This window comes from Hymenobacter sp. BT188 (genome assembly GCF_014333585.1).
Lineage (GTDB): Bacteria > Bacteroidota > Bacteroidia > Cytophagales > Hymenobacteraceae > Hymenobacter.
In genome coordinates this window covers 22360-40480 of record NZ_JACSCW010000010.1, presented here as the reverse complement: position 1 = coordinate 40480, position 18121 = coordinate 22360, and the positions used below count along the sequence as shown (strand labels likewise).

General features: G+C 63.7%; 21 protein-coding genes. 4 read left to right on the top strand and 17 right to left on the bottom strand.

Annotation, left to right across the window (positions count from 1 at the left end; genetic code table 11):
- Positions 1 to 161 precede the first annotated feature (161 nt).
- Positions 162 to 380: a hypothetical protein gene (locus H8B13_RS21640; RefSeq protein WP_315985173.1), complete on the bottom strand. Its 219-nt coding sequence runs from the start codon at positions 378 to 380 to the stop codon at positions 162 to 164.
- Here H8B13_RS21640 and H8B13_RS19905 point away from each other — a divergent pair.
- Entirely contained in the window at positions 351 to 677 is a 327-nt protein-coding gene (locus tag H8B13_RS19905; RefSeq protein ID WP_315985172.1) for a PaaI family thioesterase, read from the top strand. The two genes, H8B13_RS21640 and H8B13_RS19905, sit on opposite strands and share 30 nt — an antisense overlap.
- Positions 678 to 1083: 406 nt before the next feature.
- Here H8B13_RS19905 and H8B13_RS19900 read toward each other — a convergent pair whose 3' ends face one another.
- The 3 genes from H8B13_RS19900 to H8B13_RS19890 all read right to left on the bottom strand — a co-directional run bounded on the left by H8B13_RS19900 (position 1084) and on the right by H8B13_RS19890 (position 3324).
- Positions 1084 to 2100, bottom strand: a complete 1017-nt coding sequence (locus tag H8B13_RS19900; RefSeq protein WP_187312574.1) for an NAD(P)-dependent alcohol dehydrogenase — start codon at positions 2098 to 2100, stop codon at positions 1084 to 1086.
- Positions 2101 to 2427: 327 nt separating this feature from the next.
- A complete protein-coding gene (locus tag H8B13_RS21435) occupies positions 2428 to 2817 on the bottom strand; it encodes an alpha/beta hydrolase (protein ID WP_261990482.1) in 390 nt (129 codons plus the stop codon).
- Between the two features lie 18 nt (positions 2818 to 2835).
- Positions 2836 to 3324 (bottom strand): Crp/Fnr family transcriptional regulator, encoded by a 489-nt coding sequence (locus tag H8B13_RS19890; RefSeq protein ID WP_315985171.1) that lies wholly within the window; start codon positions 3322 to 3324, stop codon positions 2836 to 2838.
- Between the two features lie 337 nt (positions 3325 to 3661).
- On the opposite strand from H8B13_RS19890, the gene H8B13_RS19885 reads away from it, so the two are divergent.
- Positions 3662 to 4444, top strand: a complete 783-nt coding sequence (locus H8B13_RS19885) for an alpha/beta fold hydrolase (RefSeq protein WP_187312572.1) — start codon at positions 3662 to 3664, stop codon at positions 4442 to 4444.
- 358 nt (positions 4445 to 4802) lie between these two features.
- Here H8B13_RS19885 and H8B13_RS19880 read toward each other — a convergent pair whose 3' ends face one another.
- The 6 genes from H8B13_RS19880 to H8B13_RS19855 all read right to left on the bottom strand — a co-directional run bounded on the left by H8B13_RS19880 (position 4803) and on the right by H8B13_RS19855 (position 11545).
- Positions 4803 to 5666 (bottom strand): alpha/beta fold hydrolase, encoded by an 864-nt coding sequence (locus H8B13_RS19880; protein WP_187312571.1) that lies wholly within the window; start codon positions 5664 to 5666, stop codon positions 4803 to 4805.
- A gap of 277 nt (positions 5667 to 5943) precedes the next feature.
- Positions 5944 to 7101, bottom strand: a complete 1158-nt coding sequence (locus tag H8B13_RS19875) for a glutathione-independent formaldehyde dehydrogenase (protein WP_187312570.1) — start codon at positions 7099 to 7101, stop codon at positions 5944 to 5946.
- A gap of 402 nt (positions 7102 to 7503) precedes the next feature.
- Positions 7504 to 8271: an SDR family oxidoreductase gene (locus H8B13_RS19870; protein WP_187312569.1), complete on the bottom strand. Its 768-nt coding sequence runs from the start codon at positions 8269 to 8271 to the stop codon at positions 7504 to 7506.
- 39 nt (positions 8272 to 8310) lie between these two features.
- Positions 8311 to 8997, bottom strand: a complete 687-nt coding sequence (locus tag H8B13_RS19865; protein WP_187312568.1) for a RibD family protein — start codon at positions 8995 to 8997, stop codon at positions 8311 to 8313.
- 42 nt (positions 8998 to 9039) lie between these two features.
- Positions 9040 to 9876, bottom strand: coding sequence for an oxidoreductase (locus tag H8B13_RS19860; RefSeq protein WP_187312567.1), 837 nt, complete (start codon positions 9874 to 9876; stop codon positions 9040 to 9042).
- A gap of 190 nt (positions 9877 to 10066) precedes the next feature.
- A complete protein-coding gene (locus H8B13_RS19855) occupies positions 10067 to 11545 on the bottom strand; it encodes a Fic family protein (RefSeq protein ID WP_187312566.1) in 1479 nt (492 codons plus the stop codon).
- 299 nt (positions 11546 to 11844) lie between these two features.
- Here H8B13_RS19855 and H8B13_RS19850 point away from each other — a divergent pair, with 299 nt between their 5' ends.
- Together H8B13_RS19850 and H8B13_RS19845 are read left to right on the top strand one after the other, a co-directional pair.
- Positions 11845 to 12003 carry a hypothetical protein gene (locus tag H8B13_RS19850; protein WP_187312565.1) on the top strand — a complete coding sequence of 53 codons (159 nt, stop codon included), beginning with the start codon at positions 11845 to 11847 and terminating at the stop codon, positions 12001 to 12003.
- Positions 12004 to 12127: 124 nt separating this feature from the next.
- A complete protein-coding gene (locus tag H8B13_RS19845) occupies positions 12128 to 12388 on the top strand; it encodes a hypothetical protein (RefSeq protein ID WP_187312564.1) in 261 nt (86 codons plus the stop codon).
- Positions 12389 to 12450: 62 nt separating this feature from the next.
- Here H8B13_RS19845 and H8B13_RS19840 read toward each other — a convergent pair whose 3' ends face one another.
- Genes H8B13_RS19840 through H8B13_RS19810 form a run of 7 tightly spaced genes read right to left on the bottom strand, consistent with a single transcriptional unit; the run spans position 12451 to position 18100 of the window.
- Positions 12451 to 12834, bottom strand: a complete 384-nt coding sequence (locus tag H8B13_RS19840; RefSeq protein ID WP_187312563.1) for a hypothetical protein — start codon at positions 12832 to 12834, stop codon at positions 12451 to 12453.
- Between the two features lie 18 nt (positions 12835 to 12852).
- Positions 12853 to 13392 (bottom strand): hypothetical protein, encoded by a 540-nt coding sequence (locus tag H8B13_RS19835; protein WP_187312562.1) that lies wholly within the window; start codon positions 13390 to 13392, stop codon positions 12853 to 12855.
- A 6-nt stretch (positions 13393 to 13398) separates the two neighbouring features.
- Positions 13399 to 14289, bottom strand: coding sequence for a hypothetical protein (locus H8B13_RS19830; RefSeq protein ID WP_187312561.1), 891 nt, complete (start codon positions 14287 to 14289; stop codon positions 13399 to 13401).
- A gap of 29 nt (positions 14290 to 14318) precedes the next feature.
- Entirely contained in the window at positions 14319 to 15713 is a 1395-nt protein-coding gene (traM, locus tag H8B13_RS19825; RefSeq protein ID WP_187312560.1) for a conjugative transposon protein TraM, read from the bottom strand.
- An 18-nt stretch (positions 15714 to 15731) separates the two neighbouring features.
- On the bottom strand, positions 15732 to 16625 hold the full coding sequence (locus H8B13_RS19820) for a DUF4138 domain-containing protein (RefSeq protein ID WP_187312559.1): 894 nt from the start codon (positions 16623 to 16625) through the stop codon (positions 15732 to 15734).
- An 18-nt stretch (positions 16626 to 16643) separates the two neighbouring features.
- On the bottom strand, positions 16644 to 17393 hold the full coding sequence (locus H8B13_RS19815; protein ID WP_187312558.1) for a conjugal transfer protein TraK: 750 nt from the start codon (positions 17391 to 17393) through the stop codon (positions 16644 to 16646).
- Between the two features lie 56 nt (positions 17394 to 17449).
- Positions 17450 to 18100: a hypothetical protein gene (locus H8B13_RS19810; protein ID WP_187312557.1), complete on the bottom strand. Its 651-nt coding sequence runs from the start codon at positions 18098 to 18100 to the stop codon at positions 17450 to 17452.
- Between the last annotated feature and the right edge of the window lie 21 nt (positions 18101 to 18121).

Genomic DNA, 18121 nt, shown 5'->3' with positions numbered 1-18121 from the left:
AGGGTTGGAAAGGTGTCTTTACGTGGCGCAGCCAAAAACGGAAGTCGAGCGAGCGGAAAATATTGGTTGGCGGAGTGCCGGGAGGTGGCCAGCCCGCAACCCGCTTGGTTCCAGGTCCCGTCCAGGGACGCACCCGCGCAAACTTCCCCCGTACGCTGCCGTTACCAACCCGTATTTTTTAGTAAAAACCGATGAAACAAGAAGGCCAACAGCTCCCGGTGCTTGAATACCTCCAGCGGCAGCTCGCCAACACCCTCGGCCCCGACGACACGACGAGCGTGCGCTACCCGACCCGCATCTCGCAAACCCTGGGTTTCCGACTGGTCGCCGTCGGGCTGGGCACCGCCACCGTGGAGCTCGATGCCGACCCAGAGCTGCACGGCAACCAGCAAGGCACCGTGCACGGCGGCCTGCTCTGCGAGCTGGCCGACGCGGCCATTGGCACGGCCCACTCCACGCTCGTGGGCGAGGGGGAGTCGTTCACCAGCATCGACTTGAAGATTAATTTTTTCCGCCCGGTGTGGAAATCCACGTTGCGCGCGACGGCCCAACCCATCCAGCACGGGCGCACCATCACGCACTACACCTGCGACATTGTGCGCGACGACGGCAAAGTGGCCGCCACGGTCATCAGCACCATCATGACCTTGCGCGGTCCGCAAGCCGCCGGCCGCTAAACGGGCCCGCCACGGGGCCAGCCAGAGCCGCGCGGCAACGGCTACGACCATGCCTTGCTGGGTACGACCCACGCCGAATCATTTTGGAGCCCTATTAAAATTGAATTGCGCGACGGCCGCAGCTTTTATGGCTTCGCCGAAGCGCGCTTATGAATCAGCCACTCTGCCGCCTATAACAACGCTAAACGACGGTAATACGCCCTTCACTACCAGTCGCCAAACCACGTTGAAATCCACCTTCAAACCACGTCCTAACGGTGTCCAGCTTAGTTAGACCAACTCACGTGAGATTTCCCCGCTGCTACGAAAAGGCCTCACTGCGCGGAGGTTAAGCGGACGACCAGACCACAAAAAACGGCCCCACCGCCGAGCGGTGGGGCCGTTGCGCGCCCGCGCGATTCATTTCTTACAGATTCATGTCGAGCACGATGCGGTAGTGCGCCTTGCCGGCGCGCAGGTGGTCCAGGGCGGCATTGGCCTCGCTCATGGGAAAGTGCTCGGTCAGGGGCTTGATGCCGTGCTGGGCGGCAAAGCGCAGCATCTTATCGGTCTGGGCCCGGTTGCCGTTGGGCGAGGCGCCGACCGACTGGTTGCTGAGCAGCAGCGGAAACACCGCCACCGGGATGGGTTCGAGCACGGCTCCGACGATGTGCAGCTTGCCGTTGGGCTTGAGCATGGCGATGATGTCGTTCCAGTCGAGCGACACGTTGGCCGTGACGAGCAGAAAGTCAAAGGTGCGGGCCAGCTTCTTCAGCTCGGCGGCGTCGGTGCTCGACGCGACGCGGGTGGCTCCGAGCGAGCGAGCCTCCGCCATCTTGGCCGGGCTGGAGGTGAACGCCGTCACGTCGCAGCCCCAGGCATTGAGGAACATCACGGCCAGGTGGCCCAGGCCGCCGATGCCGAGCACGCCCACCTGGTCGGTAGGCTGCACGTAATCGAGCAAAGGGGCGAACACCGTCGCGCCGCCGCACAGCAGCGGGCCAGCCTCGGCGGGGTCCACGCCCTCCGGAATGGGCACGGCCCACAGCCAGTGCACGCGCACCTGCTCGGCGAAGGCCCCGTGCCGCCCAATGATGGTGGGCTGGCCGCTGGTGCACATTTGTTGGTCGCCCTGCAGGCAGGGCTCGCAGTGGAGGCAGCTGTGGGAATTCCAGCCCACGCCCACGCGCTGGCCGAGTTGCAGGCCTTTCTGCTGGGCGACTTCGCCCAGGCCCACGACGCGGCCGATGGCCTCGTGCCCGGGCACGAAGGGATAAGCCGAGATGCCCCACTCGTTGTCGAGCATTGAAAGGTCGGAGTGGCAGATGCCGCAATACTCCACGGCGATGTCAACTTGCTCGGCCCCGAGGGGGCCGGGGTCGTAGGTGAAGGGTTCGAGGAGGCCGTGGGCTTGCCGGGCCGCCAGTGCTTTTATTTCCGCCATGGTGGTAAGGTGTAGTTGATTTGAAGAAGGGTAATCCGCATATTTTACTTGTAAACGGGCAACGGCCTGCTTTGGCTAAAAAAAACAACCGGTGGGCACCAGTCGGGTTGCCGCGCGGCTGTTTCCTGCTGGTAAAGGCGCTCCCAAGCAGCAGAAAGGCCCGCAACAGTGCCGCGGGCCTTGCGCAAAATGCTGGTAAACTGGTAACCACTGCATCAGGCTCTTGGTCAGGAAGCGGCCCGTGGCAAACTGGTTGTACGAAGGCGCTTCGAAGGTGGCGTCCGTCACGGGCCAGAACAGGACATGCAGCCTCAGCGGTGGGCCTTTCTAGTCCTTGGCCATCAGGGCCACCACCGTGGCCATGTTGCCGCCCACGCTGTTGCCGGCCACTTCCCGGTCGTGATGCTTTACGCAGTAGAAATCCCGGTTGCGGCAGAGGGCCGTACCCGCGCAGGCTTCGTTCAAGTGGTGGTATTGCCCGGCATTGAGAATGAACAGGGTGGGGTGCGTCAGGTGGTATTCCTGAAAACCAACCACGACGTTCCCGCCGGCCTCGACCAGCAGAATCTTGATAAAACTGGCGGTCTCCGGCTGGCTGGCTGGCTGGCTCGGCCAGCCCCGCGCGAAATTCGACTTGCCCGAACGATTTAAAAGCAAATTGCTGGAAGCGCAGCGGGCATAAATCAGCGAAAATAAGGAAATCAACCAACTAGCCAAAGGCCATCGCGCAGTCCGTTACTTCCCGCCTAAATTAGCGCGGATGCGGCTCAGCGACGGGCCCTGGATGCCCAGGTACGAGGCGATGTGGCCCAGCGACACCCGGTTGGTGATGCCCGGCAGCTGGGCCAGCAAGCCCAGGTAGCGCTCCTCGGCCGACTGAAACAGCAGGCTTTCGGCCTTGGCCTGCTGTAGAACGAGGTATTGCTCGGCCAGCCGCCGCCCGAACCGCTCCCAGCCGTGCGAGGCGGCGTAGAGTTGCTGCAGCGGCTCGGCCCCGATAACCCAGAGCTCGGAATCCTCGACGGCCGCGATAAAGTACGGGCAGCCCTGCTGGGTAAGCAGGCTTTTGAGCGACGTGAGGAAGGTGTTCTCGGCCACAAAAAACAGGTTGTGCTCCTGGGCGGAAACCGGGTCAACGTAGTACACGCGGAACAGGCCGCGCAGCACAAAGCCGACGTGTCGGCACACGGCGTTGCGGAAGTTGAAAAATTCGTTTCTGGCCACCGTGCGGCGGGTCCACAGCCCGTCGGCCAGGCGCAGGTCGGCCGGCGAGAGGCCGGCAAACGCCTGCAGGTGGTGGGCCAGGACGGATTCGGCGTCGGCCGTCGGAAGGGCAGGAACAGGTGGCAGCATCGCGGGAGGAGAAACGGGCAAAGCCCAGCGGAACATAACGCATCGCCCCGAACCATACGGCTACGGGTTGGGCGACAGCCAAAATGGCGCCGTTCCGTGCATTTTTTAACCTAGGTGAAAACCCGGCTCTTCCGAAAGCCGGACCTTTGCGCCATACTTCACCGCCCCCCCCGGCCTGCCGGCTTGGGCAGCTTTCTCCGTTCCCAACATGTTCAAGTCCACGTATTTTCTGTTCAGCGCCCTGGCCGCGGCCACCTTCGCCCAGCCCCAGGCCGCTACCGCCCAAACCGCCCCGCAAGGCGTGAAAAACATCGTGCTGGTGCACGGGGCCTTCGCCGACGGCGCCAGCTACAACAAAATCATTCCGCTGCTCGAAGCCAAAGGCTACCACGTCACGGCCGTGCAGAACCCGCTCAGCTCGCTCACCGACGACGTGGCCGCCACCAAGCGCGCCCTGGCCCTGCAGGACGGCCCCACTTTGCTGGTGGGCCACTCCTGGGGCGGCGCCGTCATCTCCGAAGCCGGCAACGACCCCAAAGTAGCTGGCCTGGTGTTTCTGGCCGCCTGGGCCCTCGACGCCAACCAGGCCGCCGGCGACCTCGGCAAGGGCCTGCCGCCCACGCCCGGCGCCGCCGAGTTCCGCCCCGATGCAGCCGGCTTCGTGAGCATGACCCGCAAGGGCATCGACGAGGACTTTGCCCCTGACCTCAAGCCGGCCGAGCGCCAGCTCATCTACGTCACCCAGGGCCCGCTTTCGCTCAGCGGCCTGGGCCAGAAGGCCACCGCCGCCGCCTGGAAAACGCGCCCCTCGTTCTACGTGGTGGCCAGCGAGGACCGCATGATTAACCCCGAGCTGCAGCGCCAGCTGGCCAAGCAGCTGGGGGCCACCACCCTCACCCTGAAATCCAGCCACGTGCCCATGCTCTCGCACCCCACGGAGGTGGCCAATTTCATCGTCGAAGCCGCCAAAAAATCGGCCGCGAAAAAGTAAGGCCCCCGGCAGCTCGCCCGCTGCTTACTAAAAAGCCCCGGCCGGAATCATTCCGGGCCGGGGCTTTTTTTGATTGACTGCTCCATCCGCCCATCCTACTGCAACAGCTGCTGCCCGCCTTACTGCTCTAGTGCGGCGGGCTGCTATTCTAGTGCGGCGGGCTGCTATCGGCAAGCTGCCCTTCAGTTGGCTCATCTAACGCCACCCCGAGGCGGTCCATGCCTAATTCGATGGACCGAAGTGCCACGGGCCGAGCGCAAACCAGTAACCAACACCATTGCCGACAGCTCCCCTGATGTGGACTTAAAAAAAGGCTGGCCCTGCATGCAGGGCCAGCCTTTTTTTAAGCGTCATCTTTTTAGCTGGTTTGGCCAGCGCGCACTTCCGAGCCGGTGATAAAGTCAATCAAGTCGCGATTGAGCTTGTCCTTTTCGGTGATGAACAGGCCGTGCGGAGCGCCATCATAGGTGATGTAGGTGGCGTGGGGCAGGTGCTGCGGCATCCGGTCGCCGCTGTTTTTGATGGGGACCGTCTTGTCATCGGCCCCGTGAATCACCAGGGCGGGCACCTTAATGCCCGCCAGGTCAGGCCGAAAATCGGTGGTGGCAAAAGAATTGCCGCAGGCCACCGTGGCCTGATGCGAACCGAGCGCGGCCATCCCAAACGACCAGTCGAGCACGGCCGAACTAACGGGGTTGCTCAGCGGGCCGTCGCCGTAGAACTGCTTGCCAAAGGTTTGCAGGAAGCCGAACCGGTCTTTGGCGATGTTCGCCTGGATGTCGTCGAAGACAGACTTATCGACGCCGTCGGGGTTGTCGTCGGTCTTGAGCAGGTAGGGCGTCACCGAGGAAATAAATACAACTTTGGCCACGCGGGCGCCGCCGTGGCGGCTCATGTAGCGGGCCACTTCGCCGCCGCCCATGGAAAAGCCCACCAGCGTCACGTTCTGCAGGTTGAGCGTGTCGAGCACGGCTTTCAGGTCGTCGGCCAGCGTGTCGTAGTCGTAGCCTTCGAAGGGCTTGGACGAGTTGCCGAAGCCGCGGCGGGTGTAGGCAATGGCGCGGATGCCGTGCTTGGGCAGCTCGCCGAGCTGGTAGGACCACGCCTCGTGGCTCTGCGGCCAGCCGTGGATGAGCACTACCGGGGCGCCTTTGCCCTGGTCGGTGTAGTGCAGCTTAATATCTTCGCCATTGGCATCTTTGCCGGCTGTGATGTAACTCATGCGAAAAGAAGTAAGGTGATTGGTTGAAAAGATGTCGGTACATACGACCGGCAGGGCCACCGAGGTGCTCGGAAGACCAAATCTTGTTAGCCGGGCGGTTTACCGCCCGGTGCCTATTGAAAGGCTGCCTGCAGCCTGGCGGCCGCAACGTCCGGCGCATCGTTGGCTGGGGGCACCACGGCGCAGGTGCCAAAAAACCCGGGGGCGGTGCCGGGGTACTACCGGTAGGCAATGGCAACGCCGGCCGCGGTCAGCCGGTCAGCCCGCAACTTGCCGCTTATTTCTTGCCGCTGCTCTTTTTGCCCGGTTTCAGCACCACCTTCGTCCAGCCGTTGTCGCGGGCATTGAAGTGCTTGTACGCATCCGGGGCCTCGTCCAGGGAAAGCTCGTGGGAGACGATGGCGGACGGCTTGGCTTTGCCGGAAGAAATCAGCGCGCACAGTTCCCGGTTGTACGATTTCACGTTGGCTTGGCCCGTGGCGATGCTTTGCCCCTTCATCCAGAAGCTGCCAAAGTCGAAGTCCATGTGGCCTTTTTTCTGCAGCTGCTCCTTGGACTTGGGGTCTTCCTTCACGAACACGCCCACCACGCCAATCGAGCCGGTCGCTTTCACCGCCTGGACCAGTTCGTTCATGGTGACGTTCGATTGTTCCTGGCCGTGGCGGTTGCAGCACTGGTAGCCCACGCATTCACAGCCCCGGTCGGCCCCCTGCCCGTCGGTTAACTCCAGCACCTGGTCCACCGCCGAGCCTTTCGTCGTGTCGATGGGGATGCCCCCCAATTCCTTGGCCAGCTTCAGCCGGTCGGGGTGGCTGTCCACCACCATGATTTTGTCGGCCCCTTTGATGCGGGCCGACAGCGTGGCCATGAGCCCGACCGGCCCGGCGCCGTAAATGACCACCGATTCGCCCGGCTTCACCCCCGCCAGTTCCGTGGCGTGGTAGCCCGTCGGGAAGATGTCGGACAGCATGGCGTAATCGTTTTCCTTTTCGTGGGCATCCTCCGGCAATATCTGGCAGTTGAAGTCTCCGTACGGCACGCGCAGGTACTCGGCCTGCCCGCCCTCGTAGGGCCCCATGCCGGCAAAGCCATAGGCCGCCCCGGCGAAACCGGGGTTCATCGTCAGGCAAAACCCGGTCAGCTTGCGCTCGCAATTTTTGCAGTGGCCGCAGCCAATGTTAAACGGCATGCACACCATGTCGCCCACTTTCACCTGCCGGACCGCCGGGCCGACCTCCACGACCCGGCCCAGGTTCTCGTGGCCAAAAATGCGGCCGGATTCCATGTTGGTGCGGCCTTCGTACATGTGCAGGTCCGAGCCGCAAATGTTGGTGGTGGTAATCTGCACCAACACGTCCGTGGGTTGCTCAATTTTAGGGTCGGGCTTGTCAGTCACGCGCACGTCCAAGGGGCCGTAATACACAATTGCTTTCATGGTGCCGGGGTTAAAGGGTTTACTTAATCCCCGTGGTAACGACCGTGTTCAACCTAGGGTTATCCTCTTTTGGCGCACGAACCGCTCCTCTCGTTGGTAAGGTTGAGGTTATCGACTCAGCCCGCAACGCCCGGGGTGCCATCGGGGTGGTCCAGTTAAGCGGAACCGTTTCGGGCAGTGGGTGGCAGCGGTTTTTGGTGGGCGCAACACGGGGGCGCGTTCCGGCCACCAACCAAAAGGTTGTGCATAAAATCCTGCTGCAACCCCGTTTACGCCCGCTTGCTTGCGCTACCGGCGGACGAAAGAAGTTGCATTTGGGGTCACGTGCCGCGATTTGTGCTCGTAAATAGGGTCAAACCGGTCTTGCACGGCCCTGGCCCCGCCGCCGGGTTTGAAGCGGCCCTACAGCCCCTTCGCGCTCATCCCGCCATCGACCAGCAGGCACTGGCCGGTGATGTAGGAAGCCCCTGGCAAGCACAGGAACGCCACCGCCGCCGCGATTTCTTCGGGCTCGCCCACGCGGCCCAGGGGCGTACGGGCTTCCAGCTTGGCCAGAAACGCGGGCTGGGCCAGCAGCGCCGCCGTGAGCGGCGTGCGGATAAACCACGGGGCCACCGTGTTCACGCGGATGCCGTCGGGGGCCCATTCCACGGCCAGGTTGCGGGCCAGTTGCTCTTCGGCGGCTTTGGTCAGGCTGTAGTAGGCGCCAGTGCCCACGTCGAAGCGCCCGGCGACCGAGCCCACGTTCACGATGGCGGCGTGGCCCGAGGCCTGTAGCAGCGGATAGGCCGCCCGGCACATTTCGATGATGCTAAACAAATTCACCTGAAACAGGCGCTCGTATTCGGCCGGGGTGTAGTCGGTGAACCCTTTGCGTAGGTTGGTGCCCACGTTGTTGACGAGCAGGTCGAGCCCTTGCCAGTGCGTGCGCACCTGCTCGAAAATGGCCGTGCGGCCGGCTTCGGTGCTGACGTCGGCGGCCACGCCCAGGGCGGGCAGGCCCCGGCGGGTCCACTCGGCCACAGCTTGGGCCACCTCGTCCGCGTGGCGGGCCGTAATTAGTACCTGCGCGCCCAGGCCCAGCAACTCCTCGGCCACGGCGCGGCCGATGCCCTTGGTGCCGCCCGTAACCAGGGCCCGGCGCCCCGTCAGATTCCAACGATTGGTCATGTTCTTGTTAAACAGATGTTCAAAAGGTGGTCGGGGACCTTATTCGGGGCGCGCCACGCGGTAGCGTCCCCAGAGTACGCCGTGCTCGCGCGGCTCCTGGCTCAGCAGCTCAAAGCGCGTGGCGGGCCCTGGGGCGTCGCCCTGTTCGAACACCGCCGCTGAGGAAGCGGCCCCGTCGACCACCGGATAGAGCAGCAAGCTCAGCTCGTCGACGAGCCCGGCCCGTAGCAGGGAGCCGTTGAGGTGGCCGCCGCCTTCCAGCAGCAGGGTTCGGATGGGAAACAGCGCCCCGAGCTTGTCAAGCACATGCGCAAAGTCAATTTCCGTCCGCCCACCAAACAGGTAGGAAACGCCCTGCCGCTGCAGGTAGGCCAGGTACTCGTCGCTGACCTGCTCCGAGAGCACGGCTATAATGTGGTCATCGTCGATATACGCCGACTGCCAGCCCAGCTTGCCGTGGGCATCCACGGCGATGGCAAAGGAGCCGCCCGTGTAGTCGGCCACGAAATCCGCGCGGTCCAGCGGGGCGCTCACCGGCTGCAGGTCGGGGGCCCGGCCCTTGGTGAAATCAGTTTCCATGGTCACGCGGCCGCACATCCAGGCGTCCGCTTCATACGTGGCGGCGGTGGCTTCGTAGGCCTGCGTGTTGGGCGCGTGGCCCCAGCGTTTGAGGATGGTGCGCCCGTCCAGGGAGCTCATCATGTGGCAGATGACGCGAGGCTTCATGCGCGAGGAATAAGGAACAATAAAAAAGGGAAAGCCGGCGGCTTAGAAATCCGTGGGCTCACCGAGGTAGGCGAAATCTTCAATTTCCTGGCCGATGGCCTGAAATTTCTGGCGGGCCATCTGGTAGGCGGGGCCGCCGAGTAGCAGGTGCACGGGCGGGTGGGGCAGGCGCACGAGCTGGTACATGGCCTCGGCCGCCTTGGCAGGGTCGCCGACCTGGTTGCCGTCGCGGCCCAACGATGCCTTCAGGCCCTCGCCCACACTGGGCACGTAATCGGCAATCTTCGTTTGAAGGTAGGTGGCTGAGGGTCCCGCCCAATTGGTGCGGAAAGGCCCGGGCTCCACGTTGGTGACGTGAATGCCCAGCGGTGCCAGCTGCAGGGCCAGCGACTCGCCGATGCCTTCGAGGGCAAACTTGGAGCTGTTGTAGATGCCCGAATGCACCAGCCCCAGCAGCCCGCCCACCGACGTGATGTTGAGAATGTGGCCCGACCGGCGCGCCCGCAGGTGCGGCAGCACGGCCCGAATCAGGCGCAGCGGGCCGAACACGTTCACGTCGAACTGCCGCTGGGTTTCTTCTTCCGAGATTTCCTCGATGCTGCCCAGCGAGCCGTAGCCGGCGTTGTTCACCACCACGTCGAGGTGGCCGAAGGCATCGAGGGCCTGCTGCACGGCGGAGGTGATTTGCGCGGTATTCGTGACGTCGGCGAGCACTCCCAGGCTCTGGCCGGGGGCGCGCTGGGTAAAGGCGGCGACTTGCGCCGGCTGGCGGAAAGTGCCCACGACCCGGTCGCCCTTGGCGAGTAGCAGGGTGGCCAGGGATTCGCCGAAGCCGGTGGAGGCGCCGGTAATGAACCAGTTTTTTATCGTTTCAGCCATGTGTCGTACAGGTGGATGGAGCACCTAAGACGACAAGAAGGAGCGAATGGTTGAGGGCCGGCACTTGCCCGGTGCAGGGAGAGGATTCCGGGGGCGGTAAAGGCAATGGAAACGTATTAAGTGCCGCGTGCGTCAGCTTCTGCTTACTGCGGCCACAACGGCGCGGGCCCTTGCTGCTAGGGAGTTTTTGCTACCACACCATTTCTTCGTTGGCTTCGTCAAAGGCCTGCACCTTGGATAGCTGCTCTTTCAAGAAAGCGTAAGAGTCCGGCCGCAGTTCCGCGGTAAAGGCCTGGGCCCGGTCGAGCATCCGCAGGTACAGCCCCGGGTCGCGCTGCCGGCTGAGTCGGCGCAGGGCCCGCAGGTAGTCCTGGCGGTAGCTGGTGGTGATGATGATGCGGCTGAGGCCGCCGCGTACGAGCTCGGCATTGGCCATGATGCGCGCCAGACGGCCGTTGCCGTCGTCAAAGGGGTGCACCTCGCTGACGATGAACATCATCATCGCCGCCCGAGCCAGCGGGTGCTCCAGGGCCGTGTAGCAGGCAAAGCCCTGGTGCAGGGTTCCGCGTACCAGCTCCGGCTCCACGAAGTTGGTGTTGCCGGCCTGATTGGCGCGTTCCTTCCACTGGCCCGGGCGCTTGTCGGGCCGCTCACGCAACAGCGCGGCGTGCCGGCGCTGCAGCAGGGCGAGTAGTTCGTCGGCCGTCGCGGGCAAGACGCGCATCTCGGCGGGGTTGCTCACCAGGTGGTAGGTGCTCAGCACGTCGTGCGAATCCGCGTGGCGGCCGGCCACGGGCGCATTGCCCACCACCATGTTGTGGGCCTCGTCCACCTCGAAGACGGTGCCCTCGATGAAGTTGGAGAAGTAGGCCTCAAAGAAGGCCAGCTCGTAGTAGGCCGGCGGCTGGGGCGCCGGGTCGGGGCGGTTGGGCAGCGGGGCCTGGCGCAGGGCGGTGAGCAGGGTGGTAAACAGCGCGGCCCGGTCCGGGTCGTAGGGCAGGCCCAGCACCCGGGCCCGGGCGACGGGCGAGGTAAGCAGCTTGCTGGGCGCCGTGGTCAGCAGCGCGGCAATGACCTGGCTGAGCCGGCTGAACTCGGCGTCCCAACTCAGCTGTCCGGCCAGCGTGCGCGCCTGTTCGCGCAGCTCATTCAGTCCCTCCTCGCCCCGCACGCGCAACAGGCGCTCCAGGTACTCTTCCACCGCGGCTACGGGCAAGGTTTTGCTGATGCCCCCGCGGGTGCGCCCCAGTTGAAAATTTTCGAGCAGGGCCCGCGTTTCGGAAGCAAAATACAGCGTGCTGCTGCCAAACGGCCGGTCCAGCTCCTGCGGGCCCGGCCCCGGTACCAGGTGCACGGTGAGGCCCGGCAGGGCTACTTTCTTGGCGTACTTGTAGGTCAGGAAAATATCCCCTTCGGGCGTGGGCTGCGCGTCCAGGCCGGAGCGGTGGCTGATGACGGCTTCGGGGTAAAGGTGACCAAGCAGCGGCAGCCAGTGCCGCCGCACGAGCAGGGCCGGGTCCGTGGTTAAGTCGGAGGTATACACTCGGGGCAGCAGCTCGCGCAGCTCCCCGGCCCGGCGGGCCTGCTGGATGCGCCGGCTGGCGGCCTTGTCCGAGGTGGCAAACACTAGCAGCGGCCAGGGGCTCTTTTTTTCCATTACGACGGCCATGCGGACAACCAAGGCAATTTCAATTCCAATTAAAGGCTAAAATTGGCGAATAATTTCGATTAAAAAAGCCAAATGATGATTGCACCCCTAGGTTTTGGGCAACTCTCGGTCATAAGTAGGTAGGGGCATTCCTCAATTAGGTCCTTGTTGCACAGAAAGTAGCTCCAACGCCCCACCTGCGTGTGAGCCGACACTTCTTGTGATTCGCCAGCAAGTCCTAAACCTTGCTGCCAGGTTTAAAACGGCTATTCAGGTTGGCGGTAAACGCTTAGTTTTGTGCCCTCACCTGGCTCCTGAGCATGCTTGCCTCGCAACACCTGCGCTTTACTAACTGCCTCCTGGCTTCCGTGTCCTTAACGGACCGGCCCAAGCCGAGCGCGGTTACCCGCCGGTCCTTGCCCATCCGGCAACGCCCCGCCCTGTACGTGGGTACGGCTGCTAAACCCTCTTTTTCGTAGCCTCACTCGCTTGCCCGCAAGCGCCCTGCAGCCCGCGTTCTGGCTGCGGTGAGCTGGCTATGGGGTCTCCCGTCACCCGAGCGGGCCCCGCTGTTTAGTTTCCTTTCCGTATAAGCTTTCCGCTATGCCCGCGATTCCACATCGCCGGTTTTCCAGCATTTGCCCTACCGTGCAAGGGCTGGTGATTCGGCTCATTCAAGAAGAATTTACTCCCTTACTATTCCTTTCCGCCGAACCTCAGGAATCTGACTGGTTCCGGGCCGTTGCCCTGGCTGACCCCACGTTTCTGTACTGCACCGCGCAGGAACCCACCGTTAGGATTTGCCCGGAGTCTTATCGAAAGCTTTTGGCGTGCCTGCAGCGGGAACTAGCCCCTGCAGCGTAATTGCGCTTACACATAAAAAAAGCCCGACCAGTACGCTGGTCGGGCTTTTTTATACTCATTCCCTACTGCCCAATTACGTACACCGGTACGGCCTGGGCATCGGTGCCGCGTCCGGTTTCCTTCTTTACTTCCCGACCGTCGAGCAGGATGGCCACGGTGATTTCCGAAGTGGCCGTGCCCCCGTCGAGGCTGGCCAGCATACTCAGGTGGTCGCCCTTTTTCATGGTGCGCTTGAAGCGGTAAGTGGCCGGCAGCGCGACGTTGTTGAGGGTGGTGCCACCGCTCTCGTTATCGTAGCTGATGTATTCCGACACCGGGGCGGTGGGGGAAGAAACCCGGTACTCCACCTGGTATTCTTTAGGCCCGGTGGGCGTCGCGTCGTCCTTGGAGCAGCTGGCAGTAGCTAAGGTGGCGCCGCTCAGCAGCAGATAGGCAAGTCGTTTCATAAGTCAGAAAGGCAAGGGTTAGCGAAAGTGATAGCGCAGGCCGGCGCTGGCGTAACCCGGCCAGGAATCAATGAGGGGGTTATTGAACAGGTAGCCTTTGGTGGCAGTGGCCACCAGCGAGAGGCGGTTGCCCAGGAAGCAGTCTACTTCCGCCCCGGCCTGCGGGCCGTAGGTGAAGCGCTGCGGCTCCTTGGCACCGGCTTCCAGCGGGCCGGTACCGTTCTCGCCGGTGCGCTCGTAGCCGGCGCCGACGCCCAGCAGCAGGTGCACGTAGGTTACTTCCCCAATGCGGAAAAGCTGCGGAGCAATCATTGCCCGGCCCACGTAGCTGGAGTATTCGCCCCGGCCGGTAAGGTTGCCGGCATCACGTAGTATGCTGGCGCGCAGGGCCAGGCGGTTGGTGAGCATACTGGTGTAGCTCAGCTCGTAAAAGTCGCCCTGTTCGGAGCGGCCCAGGTGGGCGCCCCAGCTGGAGATGTGTCGGACGTGGCGCTGAGCGGAGGCCGGCACGGCGCCGGACCCCGCCAGCAGCAGGGCCACTAGCAGGAGGTGTTTCATAAGGAGTTAGTTGCGGGGACGGGCCCGGTCGGCTTTGATAAGGGCGTTTTGCACCAGGATGTCGGAGTAGACCATTTCGGCCGCCTGCCGCGAGGGGCCGGGCTGGGCGGCTTCGGCCAGCAGCCGGTCGGCTTCCTGCCGCAGCTGCATGGCTTTAATCATGTTGTCGTTCGAGGTATTCAGGGCCACCATCCGCTCGCCTTCGGTCATGGCGTAGCGGCCGGGGTTCTTGAGCGTGGCATTCATTTCGATGCTCTGCTGGGTCATCTCGTCGGCAATCTTGTAGTAGCCGAAGGCCGTGGCAATCTTCTTTTTCTGCATCATCTCCTCGTAGGCGAACGTGGAGACGGCCGCTTCCTCGCGCTTGGCCTGGTACTGCTGGGAGCTCATGCGGTTGTTGCCGGCCGTGGCGCCCGAGCCGAAACGGGAAAACACGTCGTACACCGTGTTCAAGTCCTGCTGGGGGTTGGCCATCTGCAGGGCCTGGCGCAGGCGCTCGGCCTTCTGGAACACGGGCATGTACTGGTTGCTCTGCCCCCGGCCCGACATAGCTAAGGCGCGCGCAAACAGCTCCTGGGGGTTGGAAAGGCGCAAATCCTGAATGCTCTGCACCTTGCGCAGGTCGGCCTGTACCTGGCGCTGCAGCTGCAGGGTCTCATCGGTGATGTTCTTGACCTGCCCGGTAATGTCCTTGGTGACGCCGGCAATCTGCCGGGCATCCTTTACCACCTGATAGTTCTTGACCGTTTCGGTCCACTGCGCCAGGCGCTTGGCGAAGTCGCCAATGTGCACGCCCATGTGCACGGGGTCGTTGACCACCATCTGGGCGGCAGCCTGCTGGGTCGGCGCCAGAAGCAGGGCGAGGGCCACGAGGGCCGGCAAAAGCGTCTTTTTCATGGTCGTAGGGATTAAGTGAAAGGATGGAGTTAGCGGGCCGCGGCTTGCGGACCCAGCTGGCCGGCGGCGGCCGTAGTAATCAGGATGGGGTAGCCGTCGGGCAGCAGCACGTCGCGCAGCTTGGTGCGGGTCTTGGGCCGCGAAAGCACCTGGGCAGCCATCCGGCCGCCCACGCCCACCACGGAGTTGGCGGCGGAGGCTGAGCGGTCGATAGCTGTGCTGATTTCCTGGGTGGTCTGCTGCTGCAGCTCATTGCCGGCCATGCCGGCTTCGCGGGCCACGCGCTTCACCGGGTCAATCATGATGCCTGGCATGTAGTTGAAGTCGTAAATATCGGCCTGCACCCGGGTGGGCCCGAGGCGGTTGACTTCCAGCGTCACGTTGTTGGTGCCCACGGTGGCCACGCCGGCAAAGACCATGTTCTTGGGGAAGGTCACCCCCGAGACCACGGCGTCTTCCAGCAGGCGCAGGATGACCACGGAGCCCGTGCGCACCTTCTGCTCGCCGTTGATGACGCACTTGAAAAACACGTCCGGAGCCAGCTGCTGGTCCCGCTGATTGCCCTGAGCCATCATCCGGTTAGCATTGCCCACCTTGACGGTGTTAAAGCCATCCATGCCCGGGGCGCTCATTCGATTGGCCAGCAGCTGCGCGGTCTGGTTGGGGTCGCGGTAGCGCTTGCCGGTCATGCGCTCGTAGGCAGCGCGGGTTTCCGGCGGTGAGGAGCCTAGCATGGCCAGCACGTCCGGGTCGGTTTCAAACGGGGTGCCGTCCACGTCGCGGGCGGGGACCATGCTGCGGCCCGTCCGACCAGTGCCCGTCCGGCGGCTGCCTCCCCCACCGGAGGCGAGGCGACGCCGGGGCACGACCAGCGTTTGGGCACGGTAAGAACCAGTCGAAGGGTCCTGAATAGTGGTTTCAATGGTGTCCACGTCGGCCGCCGCCAGGCGGGCCGCATCTGCGCGGCGGGCGGCGGCCTGAGCTGCGGCCTGAGCTCGCCGACGCTTGCGCAACGCCAGGCCAGTGGTATCCACGGCAAATACGTCCACCACATCTTGGTCGGTGGCTCGCGCTGGAGCGCTCTGGGCGTCCTGCTCGGCGCGGCGCTGGGCTTCCATCTGGGCGGAGGGCGAAGCGAGGGGTGCCGGGGGCGCGGTTTCCACCGAGGGGATTTCGGGCTCGATGTTGGCCGAGGCCGCCGCGACGGGCTCGCGTTCCTGCTGGGCTGCTTCCTTGGCCGATTTCAGCCAGAGAAACAGGCCACCGATGATGAGCATTAGTAGCAGGCCGGCCAGGGCCATCCAGTTGGCGCGCAACAGCTCAGCCGGGGTGCGCTTCACGGGGGCAGCCACCGGGGCAGGATGTTCGCTGTCCGGGTGAAAGGCCGGGCTGTTGGGTTGGGTAGGAGGAGTGATGGGTTCCATAGAAGTAGGCGGGCAGCGTTAGATGGTGGCGGCGCGGTTAATCACGCGGGAAGGCACGGGCAGCACCAGCACCCGGGCGCCGTTGAGCTCGCGCAGGGTTACTTCCAGATAGCCGCGCTCGGTGGCCGCGTACAGGGGGATGGCGTAGGTCAGGTAGCCGGTTGTGCGCCCGGTTATCGTCTGGTTAGGCTGGCCGCCGGAGGGCGCCAGGGGCCGCCGGGCCTCGTTCTTTTTGCGGGCCAGAAACCTCTGCTGCGCGTTTTCCACGAGCTGGAAGTCGGTGAAATCGACGTTGTAGTCGATGTTGGTTTTATTGATGACCTTGAAGCGCAGGTAAGTAAAATCCTTGTCGTTGCGCACGTTGGCCAGCGAGAGCACTAAATCGTTGTCGACCACGGCCACGGCCTGGTGCTCCTCCCGCGCTTTGCGCAGCTTGCTGAGCTTGCCCTCGACGATGGCTTTCTTTTCCCGCTCCTTGTCCAGCGCCAGCTCGTTTTCGGGCGCTGCTCCATTGGACGAACTCTTGCCGTTGACACTCAGCGTGCCGTCCTTCTGGAAGTCGTAGAGCTGCAGCACCGGGCGGTTAACGTACACGAGCCGGCCCATCCAGTACTTGGAGCCGTAGCGGATGAGCATGGGCGTGGGCGGGGCGTGCTTGCGCCGGGCCCGCACAAACACCGCGTTGGCCTCAATCTTAACCAGGTAGTTATTGGCCATGCCTACGTCGACCAGCGAGATGGGCCCGCCAAAAACCAGGTAGGTGGTCGAGGAGTCGGACACGGCCACGTCCAGCAGGTTATCGGTGGCTACTACCGCAGCGGCCGGGGAGGTGGCCCGCTGCGCGGCGACGGGCGACGTGATGAGGAACGGTAAAACCAGCCCGAATAGGGCCGTGAGGGAAGTAATTCGCATGGGTGAAAGGCTTAGAGGTTACTTGGCAGGGGCGGCCGGCGCCGGGGTGGTAGCGGGAGCAGCGGGGGCGCTGGGCGTATTAGCCGGGGCCAGGCCGCGCTCAGCTTCCTGCAGGCGGCGCTGGCGGTCGGCTTCCTGGGCCTGCAGCAGCTCCTGCTCTTCCCGCGTCAGCTGCGGGGTGTAGGGGATGTAGTCGAAGTTGGTGAGGAGCAACCCGTAGGGGTTGGCGTCCGAGCGGTTGGTTTCCTCTAGGTTGAACTTGGCGGCCAGCGGCAGGGGCTCCTTCTGCTGGCCCCCGATGAAAATGCGCTGCTTGATGTAGACCGAGCCCGACCAGGGACGCTTACTCATGTCCACGAGCACACTGTCCACGGTCACCACATTGCGGGCCGCGTAGCGCTCGTAGTTCTGCAGCACCTGCCCGCGGGTAAAGCCCTCGTAGATGCGCCGGCCGCCGCGTCCCTCAATCAGGGGCAGGGCCGCGTCGAGGTTGGCCTTATAGGTGTATTGGTCGTGGCCGAACATGGTTTGCATGAATTGGCGCACCAGGTTGCGGGCTTCGTAGGGCGTGTGGGCGTCGTTGCCGGCGGAAAGCGCGGCCATCGAGCCGGTCTGCGAGACGACGTACACGCGCCGGCCGCTGTTTTCGTAGGCCCGGTACACCAGAAAGCCCGAGGCCAGGGCCACGAGCAGCAGGGCCAGCACGCTGCCCAGCGCCAGGTTGCGCATGGTGGAGAAAGAGGTACTTAAGTCTTTGGCGGAATCCATTGGCTGAGTGAGTTGCGAGAGTTTGTAGTGAGTAGGAGTTTGCTGCCCGACCGCCCCTATTGGCTGATGGGCAGCAGCACCTTTTTGAAGGAGTCGTCAAACCCGCCGGCGCGGCCCCGATAGGGGTACACCACCAGAGCGGGCTGCTTCTGCTCGTTTTCTCCCAGAAAGGCGTAGAGTGTGCCGCGCACAGTCAGGGGCTTGCGGGGCTGAATGGGCGTCACGTCGTATCGCTCCCGGCCCGGCACATTCAGGTTCTGGCCGCCGACGCGAAACGAGGCCAGCGTGTCCCGGCCGTTGGGGGAGTACAACGGCAGCGAGGCCGGCACCGGCTGGCGGCCGAAGCCCTGGGGTAGCCACTGCAGCACCGCCTCGTAGGAAATGCGGTAGCCGGGGGCGTCCTTGACGATGTCGGCCCGGTCCGGGTCGGACTGCCACATAGCCGGCAGCCGCAGCTGCATGGGCTCCGCTTTCAGGGCTTTGGCGGACACAACCTGCAGGTAGCCCTCGCGGGGTGTTTGCTCGGCCACCCCCAGCTTGAGGTCCACGGCTGTGAGGGGCAGTGGGGCCGGAAAATTGGCTACTGGTTGCGTCGCTGCTGGCGCATCTGGGGTGCTGCTGGTTTCCTTGGAAGTGGGATTTGATTGACAGCTGACCGTAAAACCAAGGGCAAGCCCGGCGGCTAAGGATAAGGGAAGGTTCTTCATGGATAAAGAAGTCAGATAGAG